Source organism: Sphaerochaeta sp. (assembly GCF_050178175.1).
Taxonomy (GTDB): Bacteria; Spirochaetota; Spirochaetia; order Sphaerochaetales; family Sphaerochaetaceae; genus Sphaerochaeta.
On the sequence record NZ_JBFXGH010000036.1, the window covers coordinates 1 to 19,024 of the forward strand.

Annotated in this window: 18 protein-coding genes and 1 pseudogene; 8 read left to right on the forward strand and 11 right to left on the reverse strand. The window is 49.6% G+C overall.

The window, feature by feature from the left end:
• Positions 1-195: 195 nt before the first annotated feature.
• From AB7S66_RS05905 to mglC, 3 genes are all read left to right on the forward strand, one after another.
• Positions 196-1,209, forward strand: coding sequence for a galactose ABC transporter substrate-binding protein (locus AB7S66_RS05905; RefSeq protein ID WP_319757280.1), 1,014 nt, complete (start codon positions 196-198; stop codon positions 1,207-1,209).
• Positions 1,210-1,310: 101 nt separating this feature from the next.
• A complete protein-coding gene (locus AB7S66_RS05910; RefSeq protein ID WP_428518533.1) occupies positions 1,311-2,819 on the forward strand; it encodes a sugar ABC transporter ATP-binding protein in 1,509 nt (502 codons plus the stop codon).
• A 13-nt stretch (positions 2,820-2,832) separates the two neighbouring features.
• Entirely contained in the window at positions 2,833-3,858 is a 1,026-nt protein-coding gene (mglC, locus tag AB7S66_RS05915) for a galactose/methyl galactoside ABC transporter permease MglC (RefSeq protein WP_428518534.1), read from the forward strand.
• A 48-nt stretch (positions 3,859-3,906) separates the two neighbouring features.
• Here mglC and AB7S66_RS05920 read toward each other — a convergent pair whose 3' ends face one another.
• The 4 genes from AB7S66_RS05920 to AB7S66_RS05935 are packed head-to-tail and all read right to left on the reverse strand — an operon-like array spanning position 3,907 to position 9,051.
• On the reverse strand, positions 3,907-4,857 hold the full coding sequence (locus AB7S66_RS05920) for a substrate-binding domain-containing protein (protein WP_428518535.1): 951 nt from the start codon (positions 4,855-4,857) through the stop codon (positions 3,907-3,909).
• Entirely contained in the window at positions 4,854-6,620 is a 1,767-nt protein-coding gene (locus AB7S66_RS05925) for a cache domain-containing sensor histidine kinase (RefSeq protein ID WP_428518536.1), read from the reverse strand. The genes AB7S66_RS05920 and AB7S66_RS05925 overlap by 4 nt, the downstream gene beginning before the upstream one ends.
• Positions 6,617-8,224 carry a response regulator gene (locus AB7S66_RS05930; protein ID WP_428518537.1) on the reverse strand — a complete coding sequence of 536 codons (1,608 nt, stop codon included), beginning with the start codon at positions 8,222-8,224 and terminating at the stop codon, positions 6,617-6,619. The genes AB7S66_RS05925 and AB7S66_RS05930 overlap by 4 nt, the downstream gene beginning before the upstream one ends.
• A gap of 41 nt (positions 8,225-8,265) precedes the next feature.
• Positions 8,266-9,051 (reverse strand): nitroreductase family protein, encoded by a 786-nt coding sequence (locus AB7S66_RS05935; RefSeq protein WP_428518538.1) that lies wholly within the window; start codon positions 9,049-9,051, stop codon positions 8,266-8,268.
• Between the two features lie 78 nt (positions 9,052-9,129).
• Between AB7S66_RS05935 and AB7S66_RS05940 the strand changes: the two genes are divergently transcribed.
• Positions 9,130-10,443, forward strand: coding sequence for an MFS transporter (locus AB7S66_RS05940; RefSeq protein ID WP_428518539.1), 1,314 nt, complete (start codon positions 9,130-9,132; stop codon positions 10,441-10,443).
• Positions 10,444-10,445: 2 nt separating this feature from the next.
• Here AB7S66_RS05940 and AB7S66_RS05945 read toward each other — a convergent pair whose 3' ends face one another.
• The 4 genes and pseudogenes from AB7S66_RS05945 to tnpA form a co-directional block, all read right to left on the reverse strand.
• The gene (locus AB7S66_RS05945; protein WP_428518540.1) at positions 10,446-11,018 is read right to left on the reverse strand and encodes a nitroreductase family protein; all 573 of its coding nucleotides are present in this window, start codon (positions 11,016-11,018) and stop codon (positions 10,446-10,448) included.
• A gap of 105 nt (positions 11,019-11,123) precedes the next feature.
• Positions 11,124-11,582, reverse strand: a pseudogene (locus AB7S66_RS05950) (pyridoxamine 5'-phosphate oxidase family protein); the annotation flags it as partial.
• Between the two features lie 44 nt (positions 11,583-11,626).
• Positions 11,627-11,788 carry a rubredoxin gene (rd, locus tag AB7S66_RS05955; protein ID WP_198892040.1) on the reverse strand — a complete coding sequence of 54 codons (162 nt, stop codon included), beginning with the start codon at positions 11,786-11,788 and terminating at the stop codon, positions 11,627-11,629.
• A 54-nt stretch (positions 11,789-11,842) separates the two neighbouring features.
• On the reverse strand, positions 11,843-12,238 hold the full coding sequence (gene tnpA, locus AB7S66_RS05960) for an IS200/IS605 family transposase (protein WP_428518541.1): 396 nt from the start codon (positions 12,236-12,238) through the stop codon (positions 11,843-11,845).
• Between the two features lie 15 nt (positions 12,239-12,253).
• On the opposite strand from tnpA, the gene AB7S66_RS05965 reads away from it, so the two are divergent.
• Together AB7S66_RS05965 and AB7S66_RS05970 are read left to right on the forward strand one after the other, a co-directional pair.
• The gene (locus AB7S66_RS05965; protein WP_428518542.1) at positions 12,254-12,469 is read left to right on the forward strand and encodes a hypothetical protein; all 216 of its coding nucleotides are present in this window, start codon (positions 12,254-12,256) and stop codon (positions 12,467-12,469) included.
• Positions 12,470-12,490: 21 nt separating this feature from the next.
• Complete coding sequence (locus tag AB7S66_RS05970) at positions 12,491-13,723, forward strand: RNA-guided endonuclease InsQ/TnpB family protein (protein WP_428518543.1); 1,233 nt, start codon at positions 12,491-12,493, stop codon at positions 13,721-13,723.
• Positions 13,724-13,738: 15 nt separating this feature from the next.
• Here the strand turns inward: AB7S66_RS05970 and AB7S66_RS05975 are convergent, their stop codons facing one another.
• Positions 13,739-14,707 (reverse strand): helix-turn-helix transcriptional regulator, encoded by a 969-nt coding sequence (locus tag AB7S66_RS05975; protein ID WP_428518544.1) that lies wholly within the window; start codon positions 14,705-14,707, stop codon positions 13,739-13,741.
• 171 nt (positions 14,708-14,878) lie between these two features.
• On the opposite strand from AB7S66_RS05975, the gene AB7S66_RS05980 reads away from it, so the two are divergent.
• Positions 14,879-15,085 carry a SlyX family protein gene (locus AB7S66_RS05980; protein ID WP_428518545.1) on the forward strand — a complete coding sequence of 69 codons (207 nt, stop codon included), beginning with the start codon at positions 14,879-14,881 and terminating at the stop codon, positions 15,083-15,085.
• Between the two features lie 3 nt (positions 15,086-15,088).
• On the opposite strand, the gene AB7S66_RS05985 is transcribed toward AB7S66_RS05980, so the two are convergent.
• Together AB7S66_RS05985 and AB7S66_RS05990 are read right to left on the reverse strand one after the other, a co-directional pair.
• Positions 15,089-17,596 (reverse strand): FAD-dependent oxidoreductase, encoded by a 2,508-nt coding sequence (locus AB7S66_RS05985; RefSeq protein ID WP_428518546.1) that lies wholly within the window; start codon positions 17,594-17,596, stop codon positions 15,089-15,091.
• A gap of 8 nt (positions 17,597-17,604) precedes the next feature.
• Positions 17,605-17,961 carry a MarR family winged helix-turn-helix transcriptional regulator gene (locus AB7S66_RS05990; protein WP_428518547.1) on the reverse strand — a complete coding sequence of 119 codons (357 nt, stop codon included), beginning with the start codon at positions 17,959-17,961 and terminating at the stop codon, positions 17,605-17,607.
• A 687-nt stretch (positions 17,962-18,648) separates the two neighbouring features.
• On the opposite strand from AB7S66_RS05990, the gene AB7S66_RS05995 reads away from it, so the two are divergent.
• On the forward strand, positions 18,649-19,024 hold a 376-nt coding region (locus AB7S66_RS05995; protein WP_428518548.1), incomplete at its 3' end, for a reverse transcriptase domain-containing protein.

The following is a 19,024-nucleotide window of genomic DNA, read 5'->3' on the forward strand; positions in this document are numbered from 1 at the left end:
AAAATGAACAACACCCTGGACCCGTGGCTACACGAAGGCAAGCTCTCCATGTCATTGAAATCGGAAGGAAGAGTAATATCCTCTATCCGAGCTGCTTAGTACCTATACCAACCGCACAGGTCGAAAAATTTTGCATGTACGACTCCCCAAGGCCGTGTGAAACTTGATACAGAGAAAATCCACTAGGAGGGTTCTATGAAAAAGTTTACGGCTATCATGTGCTTGGCACTCGCTCTGGTAACTCCCGTTTTTGCCCAAGGACAGGCAGAGGCTGGAGCCATTGAAATCGGATGTGCAATCTACAAGTTTGACGACACCTTTATGACTGGTGTTCGTAACGCAATTGTCGCTGCAGCAGCAGAGACTGATGCAAAGGTCGAGGTTGTTGACTCCATGAACATCCAGGCTACCCAGAATGAGAAAGTCGACCTGTTCATCACCAAAGGTATGGATGCAATGCAGATCAACCCTGTTGACCGCACCGCTGCTGGAGTCATCATCGACAAGGCCAAGAAGGCTGACATCCCTGTAGTGTTCTTCAACCGCGAGCCTTTGGCTGAAGATATGGCTAAATGGGACAAGATTTACTACGTGGGAGCCCGCGCGGAAGAGTCCGGTACCATGAGTGGTCAGTTGGTTGTTGATTACTGGAAGGCCAACCCCAAGATGGACAAGAATGGAGACGGAGTCCTGCAGTATGTAATGCTGAAAGGCGAACCCGGACACCAGGACGCAGAGCTGAGAACAGAGTATTCGATCAAGGCATTGCAGGATGCAGGTATCAAGGTTGAGAAGCTTGCTGAGGATACCGGCATGTGGGACCGTGTAAAGGGCCAGGAAAAGATGGCTGCTTTCATCGCCAGCCAGGGAGATGCAATTGAGGCAGTGTTCGCAAACAATGACGACATGGCCCTTGGTGCAATCGAAGCCCTCAAGGCTGCCGGTTACTTCAAGGATGGCAAGTTCATGCCCGTCGTTGGTGTTGATGCAACGGCTCCTGCATTGCAGGCACTCGAGGAAGGCACCCTGCTCGGTACCGTACTCAATGATGCAGTCAACCAGGGTCGTGCTACCTTTGCTCTCTCCTATGAGCTTGCAAAGGGCAACACCCCCACCAGTGATTCCATCGGCTATGAGATTACCGATGGCAAGTATGTATGGGTTCCTTACCAGATGGTTACCAAGGAGAATTATCAGCAGTTCAAGTAAGTGCTGAGATGTAGTACATACCCTCCGGGTTGCAACGTCACTCGGAGGGTTTTTTCAAGAAAACTACACCCCCGATACATATCGGGGAGGCGAGGGAAGTCATGTATGTACTAGAAATGAACCATGTCTCCAAATCGTTTCCTGGAGTCAAGGCTCTGGACGATGTCACCCTGAAGGTAAAGCCTGGGACCGTACACGCTCTGATGGGCGAGAACGGCGCAGGAAAATCCACGTTGATGAAGTGCCTCTTTGGGCTTTACTCCATGGACGAGGGAGAAATTCGCTTCAACGGAGAGCCGGTTGCAATCAACAACGTAAAGGAAGCACTTTCCTTGGGTATTTCCATGATCCACCAGGAGCTTCATCTCATCCCCTACCGGTCTGTGATGGAGAATATCTGGTTGGGAAGGTTCCCGAGAATTGGGGGAGCCAAGAGCCCTGTGGTTGACCACCAGGCAATGTTTGAAAGGACCGATCAATTGCTGAAAGATCTGAATCTCAGCAGCATAACACCGAATGACTTGCTACGGACCTTGAGTGTCTCGAAGGCACAGAGTGTTGAGATAGCAAAGGCGGTCTCCTATGATTCAAAAATTATCATCATGGATGAGCCGAGCTCATCGCTGACAGAGAATGAGGTGGAACATCTGTTTGCCATCATACGTTCTCTTCGTCAACGTGGGGTTGCCATCATCTATATTTCCCATAAGATGGAGGAGATTCTCAAGATTTCCGATGAAGTGACGATCATGCGTGACGGGCACTATGTAGGAACCTGGGAAGCAAGTGAGCTTACCACGGCGACCATCATCAAGCGGATGGTGGGCCGTGACCTTACGCATCGGTTCCCGGCCGGAGAAAGCAAGATTGGTAAGGAGTTGCTCCGTGTTGAGAACTATACATCCCCAAATCCTAGGAGTTTCAAGCATGTATCCCTGACACTGCATGAGGGAGAAATCTTGGGACTGGGGGGCCTTGTTGGTGCCCAGAGAACCGAGGTGATGGAAGCAGTCTTTGGCCTGAGACTCCATAATGAAGGGTCCCTGTACGTGAGGGGAAAGGAAGTGAAGATCAACAATTCCTATGATGCCAAGAAGTATGGTATGGCCCTGTTGACCGAAGAGAGGCGAGCTACCGGTATTTTCCCTGTCCTGTCTGTCCAGGATAACCTGGTGATAGCAAATATCAGGGCATATCGGGACAAGAGTGGATTGCTCAACTCGGCCAAGATGGCTGCTGATACAAAGAAAAGCATCAAGGATCTTGACATCAAGACCCCCTCGGCCAAGACCTTGATCAAGAGCCTGAGTGGAGGGAACCAACAGAAGGTGCTCTTCGCCCGTTGGTTGCTCACCGTCCCTGATATCCTCATCTTGGATGAGCCTACCAGGGGAATCGATGTAGGAGCCAAGTATGAGATCTATGTCATCATGCGTGAGCTGGCTGCACAGGGCAAGGGTGTGATCATGATCAGTAGTGAGATGCCTGAACTCCTGGGTATGACCGATAGGGTCGTGGTTATGAGTGAGGGGCGTGTCGCCGGTACGGTGAACAGCAAAGAGACAAACCAGGAACAGGTAATGGAACTGGCGACAAAGTATGTCGGGTAGGAGGGTGAAGCAAATGCGTACGCAAGCGATAGGTAGTTTCCTCTTTGGTAAAAAGAGTTTGAAAGAGTTTGTGATGGACAAGGCAATCTTCCTCGTCCTGCTTATGTTGGTTATTGTCATTGCCATCATCAATCCCCGTATTCTGAGAGTACAGGTACTCAGGGATATCCTGATGATGAGCTCGACCAAGATCATCATGGCCCTTGGCATGATGTTTGTAATCCTCACCGGTGGTGTAGACCTTGGAGGGGGGCGTATGGTAGGTATGGCAGCGGTAATCTCTGCTTCCATGCTGCAGACCTCTGATTATGTCAGGCGTTTCTATCCTGAAATGGGGCAGGTTCCCTTGCTCCTTCCCATTCTGCTGGCAGTTATCGTAGGGACTCTCTTTGGGATGATGAACGGAATGATTGTGGCTAAGTTCAAGGTACCGGCCTTCATTGCCACGCTCTCGTCGATGTTGATCATCTACGGAGTAAACTCAATCTATTTCAACATGCCCCCGAACAACAGCCAGCCCATCGGTGGACTACGCCCTGATTTCACCTATCTTGGGTCTGGGTCCATCGGGTTTATACCGGTGATTGTCATCTTCGCTGCCATTGTATCGGTTATCGTCTGGTTCATACTCAACAAGACCGTCTTCGGTAAGAATGTCTATGCAGTAGGGGGAAATCCAGAGGCTGCAGCGGTTTCCGGTATCAACATCACCAAGACCCTGGTTGGGTTGTTCGGTGTCTGTGGTTTCCTGATCTCCCTCTCAGGTGTACTTGAAGCGGCAAGAACCGGAGGAGCAACCAACAACTATGGAAATGGCTATGAGCTTGATGCCATCGCAAGTTGTGTTGTCGGCGGTGTATCGACTACTGGGGGGGTAGGTACAGTGAGTGGCGTTATTGCCGGTGTCATCATCTTCAGTTTCATCAACTATGGTCTGACATTTGTTGGGGTGAACCCCTACTGGCAGAATATCATCAAGGGAATCATCATTGTATCTGCGGTCTCCTTTGATATCAGGAAGTATGTACAGAAGAAATAGTCGAAAGCATGTAATCGTCGGAGGCAGGATAGCACCTGCCTCTCTTTTTTACTGGAATGTCTGGAAGAGTAGATGCTGGTGTTCTTCACTGAACATGGACTCCTTGGTCACAAGGGCGAAGTCCACCAGTTTATGGGCTGGCTTTTCGCCATCCAACAACGCCACTGCCGCGAGGACGCTGCGATAACCCAGGTTGAATGAGTTTACCACAACCAAGGCATCGATTAGCTCAGCCTCAAGGAGCTGTATCTCGTGCTGGGTATTGCCGAAGGCAATGAAGTGAATCTCGTGTTCAGGGGAGAGAGCAGCAGCAACACCGTGGGCGGTATACTCCTCCAAGGCAAATATGAGGTTGATCGAGGGGTCATCTTCAATAGCGCTTGCAACAGTGTCACGTGCCAGAATCTCGGAAGAGAAGCTGTAGGTAACCGAATTGATGTTTGCGTTCTCCCTCTCATGAAACGCTGTTTCCAGGGAACCGATGAGATTACTCATGCTGGTGGTATTCGGCAAGGATCCGATGACCAAGGCATTTATGGGTTCCTCTTCACCGAAGTGGCTGAATGCGTGTTCAGCCACTTGCTTTCCAATCAATTGGTAATCAGCGGTGATAAGGAAATCCGGCTCTACCTGTAAGAGCCCGGTGTCTGCCAGCACCACCTTGATACCGGCCGATCGAGCCTTGCTCACCACTTCCTCCAGTTGTGTATAATGGCTTGGCGAGAGGATGATTGCATCGAATCCTTGTTCGATTGCGGCCTCTACAAATGCTACCTGGCCAGCGTAATCTGATTCATTGACCGGCGCAAAGAACTCCAGTACCGCCCCTGTTGCTTGTCTTGCACTACGTGCCCCATTCTTCAGCGCCCCCCAGAATTCTCCTCCCTGCATCATGGTAATCACTGCAATACGATAAGGCGTATCGGTGTCCTGCTGTTTCTTTGAACAGCTTGAGAACAGGAGCAAGGGTATCAACAGGAGAAGGATTGTTCGTTTCATCGGTGTACCACCTTGATTGGCTGTATGGGATCCTGTTCTGGGATGACCAGCCTTACCAGTGTTCCCTCGTCCAGTTCGCTGGATATCTCCAGACCATAGTCCGACCCATAGTACAGTTGGATTCTCTGATGCACATTTCTTACCCCAATCCCGGCACCATTCTTCTGCGATGGACTGGACATGCTGAGTATGGTAAACAGTCTCTGCTCATCCATACCAACTCCGTTGTCCCTGATTTCGATGATCACCGCACCTGGTTTTTTCCTGAATACCTTGATATCGATATGTCCCATCTCCTGTAGGTACTTGATGCCATGATAGATGGCATTCTCCACGATCGGCTGGATGATCAACTTGATGGTAGGGAGGTTCTCAACTCCAGGTTCCATATCGATGGAGAACTGGAATTTGTCCCGATAACGGATCTGCTGGATGATGAGATAGTTTCTCACATGCTCCAGTTCCTCACCAAGGGTGATGATATCCCTCCCCTTGCTGATTGAAATCCTGAAGAGTCTTGCCAGTGCAGTCACCATGGTAATGACACCCTTTGTATCGTTTTGTTCAGCCATCCAGACCACTGAATCAAGGGTATTGTAGAGGAAGTGTGGATTGATCTTTGCCTGGAGTGCATCAAGCTCGAACTTGCGTTTCATCTCCTGGCTCTTGACGATATCATCCATCAGTTGCCTGATACGTTGCACCATCACGGCAAATGTCTGGCTGAGCGCTGCAACCTCCTGGTTTCCTCCAACGGTTGGTGGGGAGGAGAAGTCACCACGTTCCACACTGTTCATCAACCTTTCCAGCTCCTTGATCGGTCGGCTGATATAGGCAGAAGCAGTACGGGCAATGAGAATGGTGGTGATGATACAGAAGGCTAGGATGATGAACATTACGGTGGTGTACTGATCGAGCCCTGCCATCAACTCATCCATGTATGCAACCCCGACTATTCTCCATCGGGCGTTGTTCACGGTATCGATGATGACCAGGCGTTCCCTTCCTTCAAATGTATTGGTGAAGGTCCCGAATATGTGTTCCTGGACTGACTCCAGATCTTCGTTGAACAGATCTGAGTTGATCAATTGCTGGAACGGGTGGTACACGATTTTCCCGTTATTGTCTATGAAATAGACATACCCGCTGGACCCGAGTTTTGCACTTTGGCAAAGCTCACTTACCGCCCAGAAGTTCATGTCAATGAGGAGCAGCCCTTGGCTGAGCTCTCCCTGTTTGTTGGTGTAGCTGATCTGTTGGCTATAGGTGATGACCCAAGGGTAACTGGAGGTGAACAGCTGTTGTACGTGAGGGCCGGTGAAGTAGAAGTTTCCTTCTCCTCCGATCGCTCTTGTGAACCAAGTCTGGCCTATGATCTCCTCTGTCGGACGGCGTGGGGCATCGCTGGTGGAAAGCAGTGTCTCCCCTTCGAGGTCGAAGAGGACAAGGCATACAATGTCCTGGCGGCTGTCAACGATGGACCTTAGCCGGTTTTCAATCTCTTCCCGGGGAAGTATATTCGTCTGTTTGGCAAGATCTCGGGCATAGGTGGCAATGGTGAGAATGTCATTGGTGTAGTAACTCAGGTTGGCATTTACCTGGCGAACGATCTCTCTTGTTGAGACGGTTGCATTTTCCCTGATCTGGGAAGAGAACTGGCTGTAAAGGATTGCAGAGATCAGGAGCGTGAAGGAGATGGAGACTACCGCAATAGCAAAGGTCAGGAGGGTCATGATGGAGTACGGTTGCTTCTCTCTCTTCATCGGTTAGCCTGTCTGTACTGGCTGGGAGACACCCCGACATGTCGCTTGAAGCTAAAGCTGAAGTAGTTGGGTTCAGAAAACCCGACTGCCTGGGCAATTTCATAGGTTTTTCCTTCAGTCTTGACCAATAATTCTTTTGCACGGTCCATGCGCATCGCAGTCAGGTATTGTACGAAGCTCAATCCAACTTCTTTCTTGAAGGTGGAACTGAAGTAGGACGGGCTGACGCCGATCATCTCGCAGATTTCCTCAAGGCCGAATCCAGACTCAGTGAAGTGCTTGGTTATCAGGGATTTTGCCTTCCCTATGAACTGGATGTGTGAGTTCTCCCGTTGCCCGGCTATTTTCTCCCGGATCTCCAGACAGAGATGGGTGAACCACCGGCGTGCTTTTCCCAGGGTGGTGAGCGAGGCGAGCTCTGCAAAGAGGTTCCTTCCCTCTTCCTCTGAGAAGGTGAAGATGGTATGTCCATAACTATGAGCCAGATCCTGGAGCGAGACGGCCAGGGAGAGGACGAGTTCCTGAATCTGGGTAAGGCTGAGGGATGCGAGGGCCTCTCCAAACAGAAAGGAAACTGCTTCACTTACCTGCTGTTCATTTCCTGTTTTTACCGAAAGCACCACATTGGCTTGCAGCTCCTGGAGAACTCCGGGTTGCTCTTCAGGGGACGCGCTTTCCAGGTCGCTGATGAACAAGAGAGATTGCTCAGGGTAACAAGAACTATAGTTGAGAGCCCTCAGGGCTTGTCTGTAGGATTGGGCGATTGCTGATGGTCGATGCACCTGGTTGCCTATTCCAAGCACCACAGGGAAGTTGTATTTCTCCAGGTATGCATGGACCTGTTCAGCTTTTCGGTACGTCTGTTTCTTGAATACTGAATCATAGTGTGCCTGTTTATGCCCGTTGGCACTGAAGATTATGGCTATCTGGTTTTCATACTGGAACACCAGGGACCCTCCCTCTTTCTTGCATACCTCATCAACTACCTCAAACATTGCCAATGTCTGCAGCGGGTCATTCTGGATGTGGTCACTTTCGATGAGGGCTACCATGAATTCATCCTTGTCCAAATCAAGGCCATATTCCCTTGCCTTGGCGATCAGGTTTTGGTCACTGGTGGCTTGGGTGGTGGTGAGAAGAGAGAGGAGAAACTTTTCCCTGATAAGGGGGAGTGCTTGCTGGTAGACCTCTTTCAGCCTTTCCTGGTCCTGTGTTCTTTTAATCTCTTGATCCAAACGATTGCCTAATCGTTCCAATAGCACACACAGATCATCGACAGAGACTGGTTTCAGGACATATTCGGTCACATCATAGTGCATTGCCTGTTGGGCGTAAGTGAACTCATCATACCCGCTGAGTATTACCAGTGTGGTTGCAGGATAGGCATTGTGTATTTCCTTGATCAGGTCCATGCCATCAAGATAGGGCATCCTGATATCAGTGATGACGACATCGGGATGAAGGTCCTCAACCAGTTCAAGGGCTTCTATTCCATTGCCCGCTTCTCCCACCACCGAAAAGTTATACCGCTCCCACGGGGTGCGGGAGCGAATTCCTTCTCGTACAGCAGACTCATCATCAACCAGAAGTATTGAATACGGCATAGCTATCATGGTAGAGGGAAATGAGGGAGTAAGCAAGTTTTTTAGTCTCCACACCACCAGTCGAACATGACACTGACTGAGCGGTTCATCTCCTCCATAAAGGCACTGGTGTGCTTTCTCAGGTAGTAGTAATCTGCGAGTGTTCCCTTGTTCTCATAGGGAAGCGAGTGTGTTGCCCTTCTCTGTTGCTCATGTTCCTGATAAGCATGTGCCAACTCCTCAATGTGGGGCTCCTCATATCGGTTTTCCATGAAGATGGAGGATGCGGGGCAACGGGGAGTCAGTTTGGTGGGACCTTTTCCCTTGGGATAGCCAAAAATAAGCATGCATGCCGGTATGGTGTATTGTTTCAGCTCCAGGAGGTCTCTCAGTTTCTCAAATTGCTCGATGACGTCCCCGATGTAACAAGAGCCTATATTGAGTGCTTCTGCAGCCACTACTGCGTTCTGTGCTGCTATGATTGCATCCTGCATGCAGAGGTGAAGGTCACCCAGGCCAGGTTTGCGATAGGAGACGTTCATTTGCTCTTTCCCTCTCTCTACAGCACCGCTTTCATGGAAATAGTTCACCCATTTCTGCATGTCGGCGAGAAACACCCAGACCAAGGGTGCCTTGCTGATCATCTCCTGGTTGTCGCATATCCCTGCAAGGATTTTTTTCTTCTCGCTGTCGCTGACTTCAACGACTGAGTAGAGAGCCATGTTCCCTGCTGTAGGGGCACGGAGGGTTGCCTGTTTCAGGAGCGAGAGATGCTCCTCCTCGATGGGCCGCTCCTGGAAGGCGCGGATGCTTCTTCGATTATTCAATAGTTCCAATGTTTCTTGCATGGAAAGAGTATACGTTACTGTGTTCACTTCTTCCAGTGGAGATATACAAATCAGGTGGAATGGTCTATCCTATACAGTATGAAAAGTGTAAAGGCATATCGCTACCGGTGGTTGATTCTCCTCTCTTTGGTACTCCTGATCCTTTCTGTGGAGGTTCATTGGCTGAACCTCTCTCCTGTTGGTAGGGTTGCAAATGAATATTATGCGTCTCAGCTGACACTCACCTACGCTCGTCCAGTGGACTTGCTCTCACTGACGTATCTTATCGTGTTTGTGGTTGCAAGCATCCCTGCATCCTATGTCTTGCACCGTCTCGGTATCCGTAAGGCTACATGGATAGCCAGTGGCTTGATCATATTCGGCTCCATGACCAAGTGGATCTATCTTTCGACCTTTTCTCTGGTTCTCCTTGGCCAGTTCATCCTTGCGGTTGGGCAGGCGTTGGTTCTGACCAGTATCACCGAGATTGTCAGCCGATGGTTCCCCATCCGTGAGCGTGGTATGGCCGTCGGTATTACCAGTGCCAGTCAATACTTATCGCTTGCAGTGGTGATGATTGTCTCGCCGATCTTGGTTGTGACCAAGGCGGATGATCCCACCTGGGGAAGCGGTTTTGAGGAGCTGATGCGTTTCTATGCGATTCTCAGTTCGACCCTTGCCCTTGCCTCAGCACTGTTGATACGGGAGAACCCTCCCACTCCTTCTTCAGCTTTGCCAAGTAACAACAAGGTACACTACCGTTCCTCATTCAAGGCGATCAATGCCATTTCATCCCTCCGTGGGCTGATGATCATTTTTGCAATTGGCTGGGGTGTACTGATGACCTTGTTCATCAAGATTGATGAGATCAGTGAGTTCCTTGGTTTTGCCGATTCAAATGGGTTCTTGGGGATTGCCATGCTTGCAGGAGGGATGGTGGGAGCAATAGTACTACCCGCCCTCTCTGACCGTTTTCGTCGGAGGAAACTTTTCTTTGTATTCTGCAATGTCTGTTCGATCCCGGGTATCCTGCTTCTGGTTTTCTGCCAGCAAATTGGTGCAGTACTGCTGAACAGTGAGGCAATTGCCTTGATTGGCTCCTCTATTGTTGGGCTCTCCCTGCTCTCTGCTATTCCCATCGGGACACAGTATGCTGCTGAATTGGGGCAGGGGATCAGCGAGGAGGTCATCCAGGGAATGCTTTTACTTTATAGCCAAGCTGCTTGTGCAGTCATTCTTGTCTTCTCCCTCGTGATCACCGAGCAATATGCCCCCATGTTGCTCGCCACCTTGGCCGCTCTCCTCGCTGCTGCAATGATCGGCAGCACCTTCCTTAAGGAGAGCAAGATGATCATCACAGAAGAAGAGCGGCTCAAAGAGGTAATCAATCAGGAGATTGTGCATCTTCAGTAGTTCTATTTGCCCTTTGGTTTCAGTTGCTTATCAAAATGGTTGAATGCATGTACGCTCTCCAAGGGAAGGCGATCGCGTTTGCCGTTTTCACTCTCCAAATGTTTCTCACTCAGGTGGGAGCTGTCTCCTGGGTATCCTACCACCATCAGTACCATGATGGAGTCTTCATCAGCAATGCCCAACACTTCTTTTGCCAGATCAGCGTTGAACCCGGCGATAGGATGTACATACAATCCTTCCTGTACAGCCTGGAGCTGATACGCCATCGCTGCCATACCCAGTTCAAATGGGGCATAGTGGCGTTCACCAAGGGTCATTCCCCAGGAGTTGTTGGTTACCATCGCTACCAATGCAGGGGCCTTCTTTGCCCAGTAGTTCCCAGGGGCCAGCGCTTCCTTGAGTTTATCCAGTACTGTTTCATCAGATACGGTCACCAGTCTCCATGGTTGGTTGTTCATGGATGAGGGGGCGGTATGCGCTGCTTCTGCAAGACGGAGCAAGATGTCCTCACTGATGGGTTTTGTATCGAGAGCCCGATAGGCTCTCCTCTTCTCAATAACTTCCAACATTGCCATAGATTCCTCCCTTTCATCTCTTTTCAATGTACTATGGTTTTCATTCTTCGTGTGCAAGGACTAAGGTTTTTCTTTCTGAGGTAACTATTTGTTTTCTATAATGTGCTACTTCTGAGACAACTCTTTTGCTTGTTTGCCTGAGAGGTGATCGATATCAATGGCGATGATGATTGCCTGCCTGCACTCTCTGATCTGCTCTATACGTTCCTGTTTCGGCCTGTCGCTTGCATATTTGTCAGCGAAAGCTGTGAAGGCCCTTGTATACTCATCCCCTTCAGCTAATCGTGCCTTTCCAAAGGCAATGACACTGGAAAAGTAGGTGGTGTACTCCTTGCTTACAATCCGGTCCTGGCCTACAACGGTGAAAGACACCTTCCTGTGGTTTGCAATGGCATCGACTTTATGCCCTTGCTGAGCGCTGTGCATGTAGAGCTTATTGTCAAGGTAGACGTAATTGAGGGGAATTGCATATGGGTAGGAATCGTCCCCAAGGCAGGCAAGAATGGCCAAAGTCTCTTTCTCAGTGAGTTGCTGTGCTCTACGCATCGCTCTGCACATGAAAAAACGGGGAAGGTAATACCCACCCCCGTTCTTAGAAACCCACGTGACTAGTCGCGGGGTGAAAAGTCAGACTTAGGAGCTCCACAGAGAGGGCAAACCCAATCCTCGGGAAGATCTTCAAAGGCTGTTCCGGGCTTGATTCCGTTATCGGGATCACCTACTTTCGGGTCATATACATACCCACAAAGATCGCATTCGTACTCTTTCATAGTTGTTTCCTCCTCCCCATAGCATAACGACATTCATGACAAGGGGCAAGATAATTATAAGAAAGAGCATGAGAAGACACCCGACTTTAGGCGGGAGATGATAGTGCTCATACGTTTTTTCTGATTGGTGGTATAATTCCTAACAGTATCAGCCGAGACCGCTCCCACACTGCCAAGGTAATAGGAACGGGTCCAGAGTGTCGGCAGTCTGCTCCTCAACCATTGATGCCTCTGCCTCAATGTTCTGGAAGTGAACCCTTTGAGCTGGTTGACCACGAACTGCGGAGCATATGCGGGGGTTGAGGATACAACCAGGTGGACATGCTCCGGCATGATCTCCATCCCAGGCACCTGGATATCCAGCTCCTTTGCCTTTTCCAAGAGCAATGTCCCAATCTCATCCTCGATTCCAGCCAGTACGGGCCTTCGGTATTTGGGACAGAAGACCATGTGGCAGGAGAGGGAATGAAAGGTATCAATACCTCAGGGCAAGAGCTGAACTCAGGAGGCGTTGCCTCCTTTTCCGTCCCAAGGGACGGGGTATCTCACCTTGCTTTCCCTGCACTCGCTCCCGAGAGGAACCATCATGATGATTCCTTTCCTCTCGCTCCGTTGGGGAATAAACGGCATGTGAACTTGTGTATCTGTCTTTCGTCATACTTGAAAAACAGCATCGAATGATATATGATTGCACTAGTAATAATGTTAAAGACCTATTCCTATCGCCTATATCCCGAAGAGTCCCAGATTCAGTCTCTAGCCAGGACATTCGGTAGTGTGCGCTTTGTTTACAACAAGCTTCTGGAGATGAGGATCAAGGCCTACCAGAGGAGAAAGGAGTCTCTCTCCTGCTTCGAATGCAACAAGAGAATCAGAAGCATTCTCAAGAAAGCCTATCCCTGGCTTGGCGAGGTCAACTCCCAGGCCCTGCAGATGGCATCGAGGAATCTGGACACCGCTTACAAGAACTTCTTCCAGAGAAAGGAAGCGGGCTTTCCAAGGTTCAGGAAACGAAGCGAACGCCAGAGTTTCCAATGTCCCCAGAACTGCAAGGTTGATTTCCAGAAGCAGGAGCTGTATGTTCCCAAGGTCGGTTTGGTACCCTGTGTATTCCATAGAAGGTTCAAGGGGGAAATCAGGACGGTCACCATTGTCAAGGAACCAAGTGGAAAGTACTTTGCCAGGGTTCTGGTGGAAACCACAGCAGTCCCCTATCCGGTCGAAAAACCCATACTGAGGGAAACCACAGTCGGTATCGACCTTGGTATCAAGACCCTGGCCGTATGTTCCAACGGCATGGAGTTCCCGAACCATAAGCACCTGGCGGAATCGGAGAAGAAACTGGCGAGGCTCCAGCGGGATCTAGGCCGGAAAGCCAAAGGCTCCAGGAACAGGGCGAAGGCCAGGATACGGGTCGCCCGCATTCATGAAAAGATTGCCAACCAGAGGAAGGATACGATTGAGAAAGCCACAAGCATGATTGTTGATGACAACCAAGTCGACGCCGTGTGCATGGAGGATCTCAATGTCAAAGGTATGGTCAGGAACCGCAAGCTGGCTGGGTCCATATCCGATGCCTCGTTTGGATTCTTCCGGATGAGGATGGAGCAGAAGTGCAGGGAGAGAGGGAAGAGCTTCGTGCTAGCACCTCGCTTCTACGCGTCCTCGAAGACTTGCAATACTTGCAAAACAAGATATATGAATTTACCCCTATCTGTCAGGGAGTGGATTTGCCCATCCTGCGGGAAGCTGGTTGAACGTGACAGGAACGCCAGCTTGAACCTGAGGGATTGGGCATGTACCCGTGGACTGCGGGAAAGTAACGTCTGTGGAGATGAACATGGTGGACGACCGCTCTTTGAGCCTAAGAAGCCCGACATCGTAGAAGCAGAAATAGTTCTTGGGAATGCTTTCCAAGAAGCTCCCTGCCTTTAGGCGGGAGAGTTGTCACTACTGATAGAGGGCCAGGATTTTATTCAGCATCTTGCAGAATTTCTTTCTGAAACTATCAGGTCCCAATATCTCCACTGAGTCACCACACTGGATGATTCTCAGATAGAGTTCGATTGAGTTCTCTGCATCCATGTTGCAGATAAGATCCCCCTCTTCCGTTTTCTCGAACACAGGGGTTCCATGCACTACCGAGCGAAAGACGTTCATCGCTGAGCGTTCCTTGAGCCTCAGGCTTAGTGGAATCATGTCGATGGCTTCGTAGTGTTCCTCGGCTTCATGGAACTTGAATGGTTTGAGGTTGTCCGGGATGGTGTAGGTCTCATCCAGGATGATTGCACTGGTGATGGTGCTGATATCGATGGTAATGATCTCAGTGGTATGGCGTAATCTACCCGTCACACTGATAGGATGCCGTCCTCCGGTGTCTTCCTCCCGGAACCCTATGAAGTAGGGGGCAAGTTCCGTCTCAATGGGGTCGAATCCTTTCAGGCTCTGTACAACTCTCACAATACGACCCGATACCCAGGAATCGATAAGCACTTCCAACACAGAGTTGAACTTGCTGCACTCCTTCTTCTCCTGAATTTTCTTATCAATCTGTTCGGCAAGGTTGACGACGTTTTCACTGATCTTCGGGGCATAGGACCGCATATTCATGGCAATCTTTCTCAGGCCAGAAGCAAGGTGTGGATTCTGGTACTCGCTGCTGGTTGCAAGCATCTCCGCGGAGAGGTTGAAGGCAAGGCTCTCATACACACTGAGGGCAATGTTCTCATCTTCTTCCCTGCTCTTTATCTTGATGAGGTTGTTTTCCTCAAAGATATCAATGTACTGTTTCAATTCGTCAACATATCTGCTGATCGTCGAGCGATGGACGCCAAGACGGCGCGCAATCTCGGCTCTCCTCAATCCTTCCGGATGGGAGTGGAGCAACAACTCAAGTTGTGCAACACGTTCGCCTTTCATATACTAATTCCTCTCATTTGCACCATTCTGCAACAAAATACAAGTCAGTATACCATGGATGCCCCATCTTACAAGGTTAATTTGCACAAATGAACGCAGTTTTGCAACATCACTGAGAGTTGTCGAGGAATCACACTCATGGTAGGATATGCTTACTAAGGAGAGACTACTATGGAAGAACGTCTGACGAAGCTTGAAATGAAACTTGCCTATGCGGAAGAGACGATTGCAACCCTCGATTCTGTGGTCACTGAACAAGCCAAAGAAATCGGACTTCTGAAAAGCCGTCTCGAAGCGTTGGAAAAACGTGTCTCTGATGTGGTGGATGAAATGGGGGATGACGTAGTCCCTTCGGACCAGAGGCCACCCCACTATTAGGAATCAGATAAACAGATTGACTTTGCTCCCAGATGCGGCACCCATGTAGGTGGCAACGCCTCCTACCTCGACGCCGTCAAGCAGTTCCTCTTTGGTGATGCCCATGATATCCATAGACATCTGGCAGGCCACCATGCGGACTCCTGAGCTCTTTGCATCCAGGAACATCTGGGTGACTTGGTCGACATGTTTCTTCTTCATGCGGCTTTTCATCATCTTTGCTCCCAATCCTCCCATATTCATGCTGGAGAGTCCAAGCTTGTCCATTCCCTTGGGAAGCATGCTGGAGAACATCTTCCCCATGAAGTCCTTCTTTACTGGTGGCGCGTTTTTCTTGCGTAGTACACTCAAACCCCAGAAGGTGAAGAACATGGTTACCTGTTTTCCTGAGGCAGCAGCTCCATTTGCAAGTACGAAGGATGCGAGGGCCTTGTCCAAGTCATTGGAGAATACAACCATCGTTGCACCATTATCGGGGGCACAGATGGCAGGTTTTTCACCTGCTGAATCAGGCATTGAGCAGATGTTTGCATTTCCCTTCTCAACAACGGCCTCAATAACCCCTTCTGTTGTGGTCACCGAAACAAGGTTGTTGCCGGTGAGCTTGCTCCAGGATTGTACATCAACACCGAAACCAGGGTCGGAAGCCTTGATGATTATGCGGTCCCCCTCTTCGAGGTTGTCCATTTCCTTCTTGAGCCGGATGATCGGACCGGGGCATTGCAATCCACAGGCATCCACCTTGAAGATCTTGTTCTCTGTCCTTCTGCGGAATGATCCATCTTCGTTGAGATTGTCGATTGTTGCACTCTCTTCCTTGATGCTCAGTACCGTCTTACGCTCAAGCAATTCACGTTCGCGCATTGCACTGTCATAGGTCTTGAAGCCTCCCGTGAGGTTCCTTACACGGGTAAAGCCATTCTGGCGAAGGATGCGTTCGGCAAAGTAGCCACGCAGACCCATGGCACAGTTAAGGATGATGTCGCGGTCCTTTGGGACTTCCTTCAAGCGGTCACGGAGATCGGTATTGGGGATATTCACAGCCCCTTCTATTGCACCGAGTTCAAACTCCTCTTCACTTCTTACATCAAGCATGAAGGTGCCGTTTTTCCGTGCCTCCTCTGCTTCATCCCAACTGATGGTGTCGCTCATACCTTCAAGGACGTTGACGGCAATGAAGCCGACCATGTTCACGGGATCCTTCGCACTGGAGAAGGGAGGAGCATAGGCTTGTTCGAATTCTGCCAGGTCATAGACCGTACCCTCCTTCCCGATGAAGGCGGAGATGACGTCGATACGTTTGTCGACCCCACCATATCCTACGGACTGCCCTCCCCAGATCTTTCCTGTCTCTGGGTGGTAGAGTACTTTCAAGGAGAGCTGTCTTACATTGGGATAATATCCTGCATGATTGCCCACATGGGTGATAGCACAACGATAGGGGAGAGAGGCAGCTTTCAAGCCTTTCTCGGTCAGACCGGTGGAAGCAACCGTCAGGTCAAAAATCTTTGCGATGCTGGTACCGATGATCCCTGTATAGGGTTTCTTGTTCCCATCCACGATATTATCTGCACAGAGACGGGCTTGCTTGTTTGCAGGGCCGGCGAGGGGGATGGTGACCGGGCTCCCTGAGAGCGGGCTTTCAAAGACAATAGCGTCACCTACTGCCCTGATGTCCTTGTCATTGGTGGTGAAATATTCATCTACCTTGATCGCCCCATTCTTTGCAAGTTCGATGCCTGAGTCCTTGAGGAATGCGGTATCGGGCCTCACGCCAATGGAGAGGATTACCAGATCTGCATCGATCAGGGTTCCTGATTGCAATCGTACGCTGACCAGTGACCCATGATGCTCAAAGGAGGCTACTCCATCCTTCAGGAAGAGATTGATCCCTTTTGCTCTGAGGTGTTGCTGCACTTCCGCTGCCATGTCGTAGTCAATGATATTCATGACTTGGTCGAGTGCTTCCACCACCGATACCTGCAGGCCACGCTCCTTCAGGTTTTCTGCCATCTCGATGCCGATGAATCCACCGCCTACAACCACTGCACGTTTGGTTGTTGGACTGTCAACTTTTTCCTTGATGCTATCAATATCGCTGACAGATCGAAGAGACATGATTGCCGGGTGCTCTATCCCTGGGATGGGAGGTTTTACCGGGCTTGCCCCAGGGGAGAGGATGAGTACGTCGTAGCGTTCATCGTATTCCGTATTCCGTTTCAGGTCTTTTACATGGATGGTCTTTGCTTCACGATCAATCCTTACAACTTCACTTTGGATACGGGCTTCCACGTTCAGCGATTCCATGAACTTGTCAGGGGTCATGACAAACAATCTGGAGCGTTCGGTTATTACATTACCGGCATAGTAGGGAAGTCCACAGTTCGCATAACTGATGTATTCACCACGTTCAAACATGATGATCTGGGCTTTCTCGTCCCGTCTTCTGAGTCTGGCGGCAGTACCTGCCCCTCCTGCGACTCCTCCGATGATAAGGTATTTCTTTTCCATAGGGTCTCCTAGGTATTGGGTGACTGAGTGAACTGTAGTTCACTTGGTAGGTTGAGTTCTGAACACCTATATGTTTTCACCATTTCACTGCCTGCTTCGGTCAGGGCAACGGTAAGGCTTCTTCGATCCATGATACTCAAGGTTCTCTGGACAAGTTTACGATTCTCCAGACTATCCAAGATGCGGGTAAGCCGGGATGGGGAAAGTTCCAGTTCCTTTGCCAAGGCACTGGGTTCGCAGATTCCCTTGTTTACCGCACACAGCAACAAGGCATCATTGAAAGAGAGTCCTGTTTGCTGCTTCAACTGGTCTTCGAAGTAGCGAAGGGAAGTCTGCAGCTTTCGGATGGCGCAGAGATCAATCATGCAAACCTCCATGAGTAATTTTATTTAGCAATAATTGCTATGATCAAATATATAAGGAAAGGCTTTTTTTGGTCAATATGTAGATAAAAAAAGAGTGAATTATTTTTCTGCCATGACATAGTTGAAAGTAAAAAATGTGGAGATAACCAAGAACCTGCAAATTTTACATAAAAATCGGGGTATGTTCTGACAGAAGCAAGTACTTTTTTTCCAGTAAATAAATAGTGCTAAAGAAAATCGATAAATTTATATATGCAAATAGTATAATCCTTAGGCATATTGACAATTTCAGACATTCCAGCATATGCTTGTACCTAGGAAGGGATATGATTAGGAGAAGAATAGAAGGTTGCTGGCAGGGATAAAGCCCTTCAGTCCCAGCGATGTCCTACTGCTTTGATCTACTTGATGTTGGGTATTTTTCTCTTACGCGATTGTCCGGTACTACATCTTGGTTTTACTTTTACTGCCAAACAACGCGACTCCCTTGGGCCAGTGGTTTTCCCGACCACTGGCCTTTTGGTGTACGCTCGGTATGAACATTTTCTAAAGGGTGAAAGTCCCAAGTACAGGTGATAGCGCCAATTACCAGCCAATGGCAAGGGTGTCCCCCGTGAGGAGGAATCTGAAGAAAGCTGGTGGCAAATTTCCGGCCTGACGAACAGGAATCCCCTAAGGCATTCCTTGGTGGATCTCGACCTTTCCAGATACTTCGATACCGTAGACCATGATATCCTCATGGGACTGGTAGACAAGGACATCAGGAGGCTCATCTTTGTATTCCTCAAGGCAGGGGTACAGTATGGGGACAAACTGAAGGAAACCGTACGAGGGGTCAGCCAAGGAAACCCATTGAGCCCACTGCTTGCAAATGTGTACCTGACGCCGTTTGACAAGGAGATGGAGAGAAGAGGACTGAGATTCGTCCGCTACGCAGACGATTGCCAGCTCTTCACCAAATCCGACTATGCGGCCGCGCGTGTGATGAAGAACGCAACGAAGTATCTGGAAGGCAAGCTGAAGCTGAAGGTGAATGTCGGAAAGACTGAAGCCAGGGAAGCAA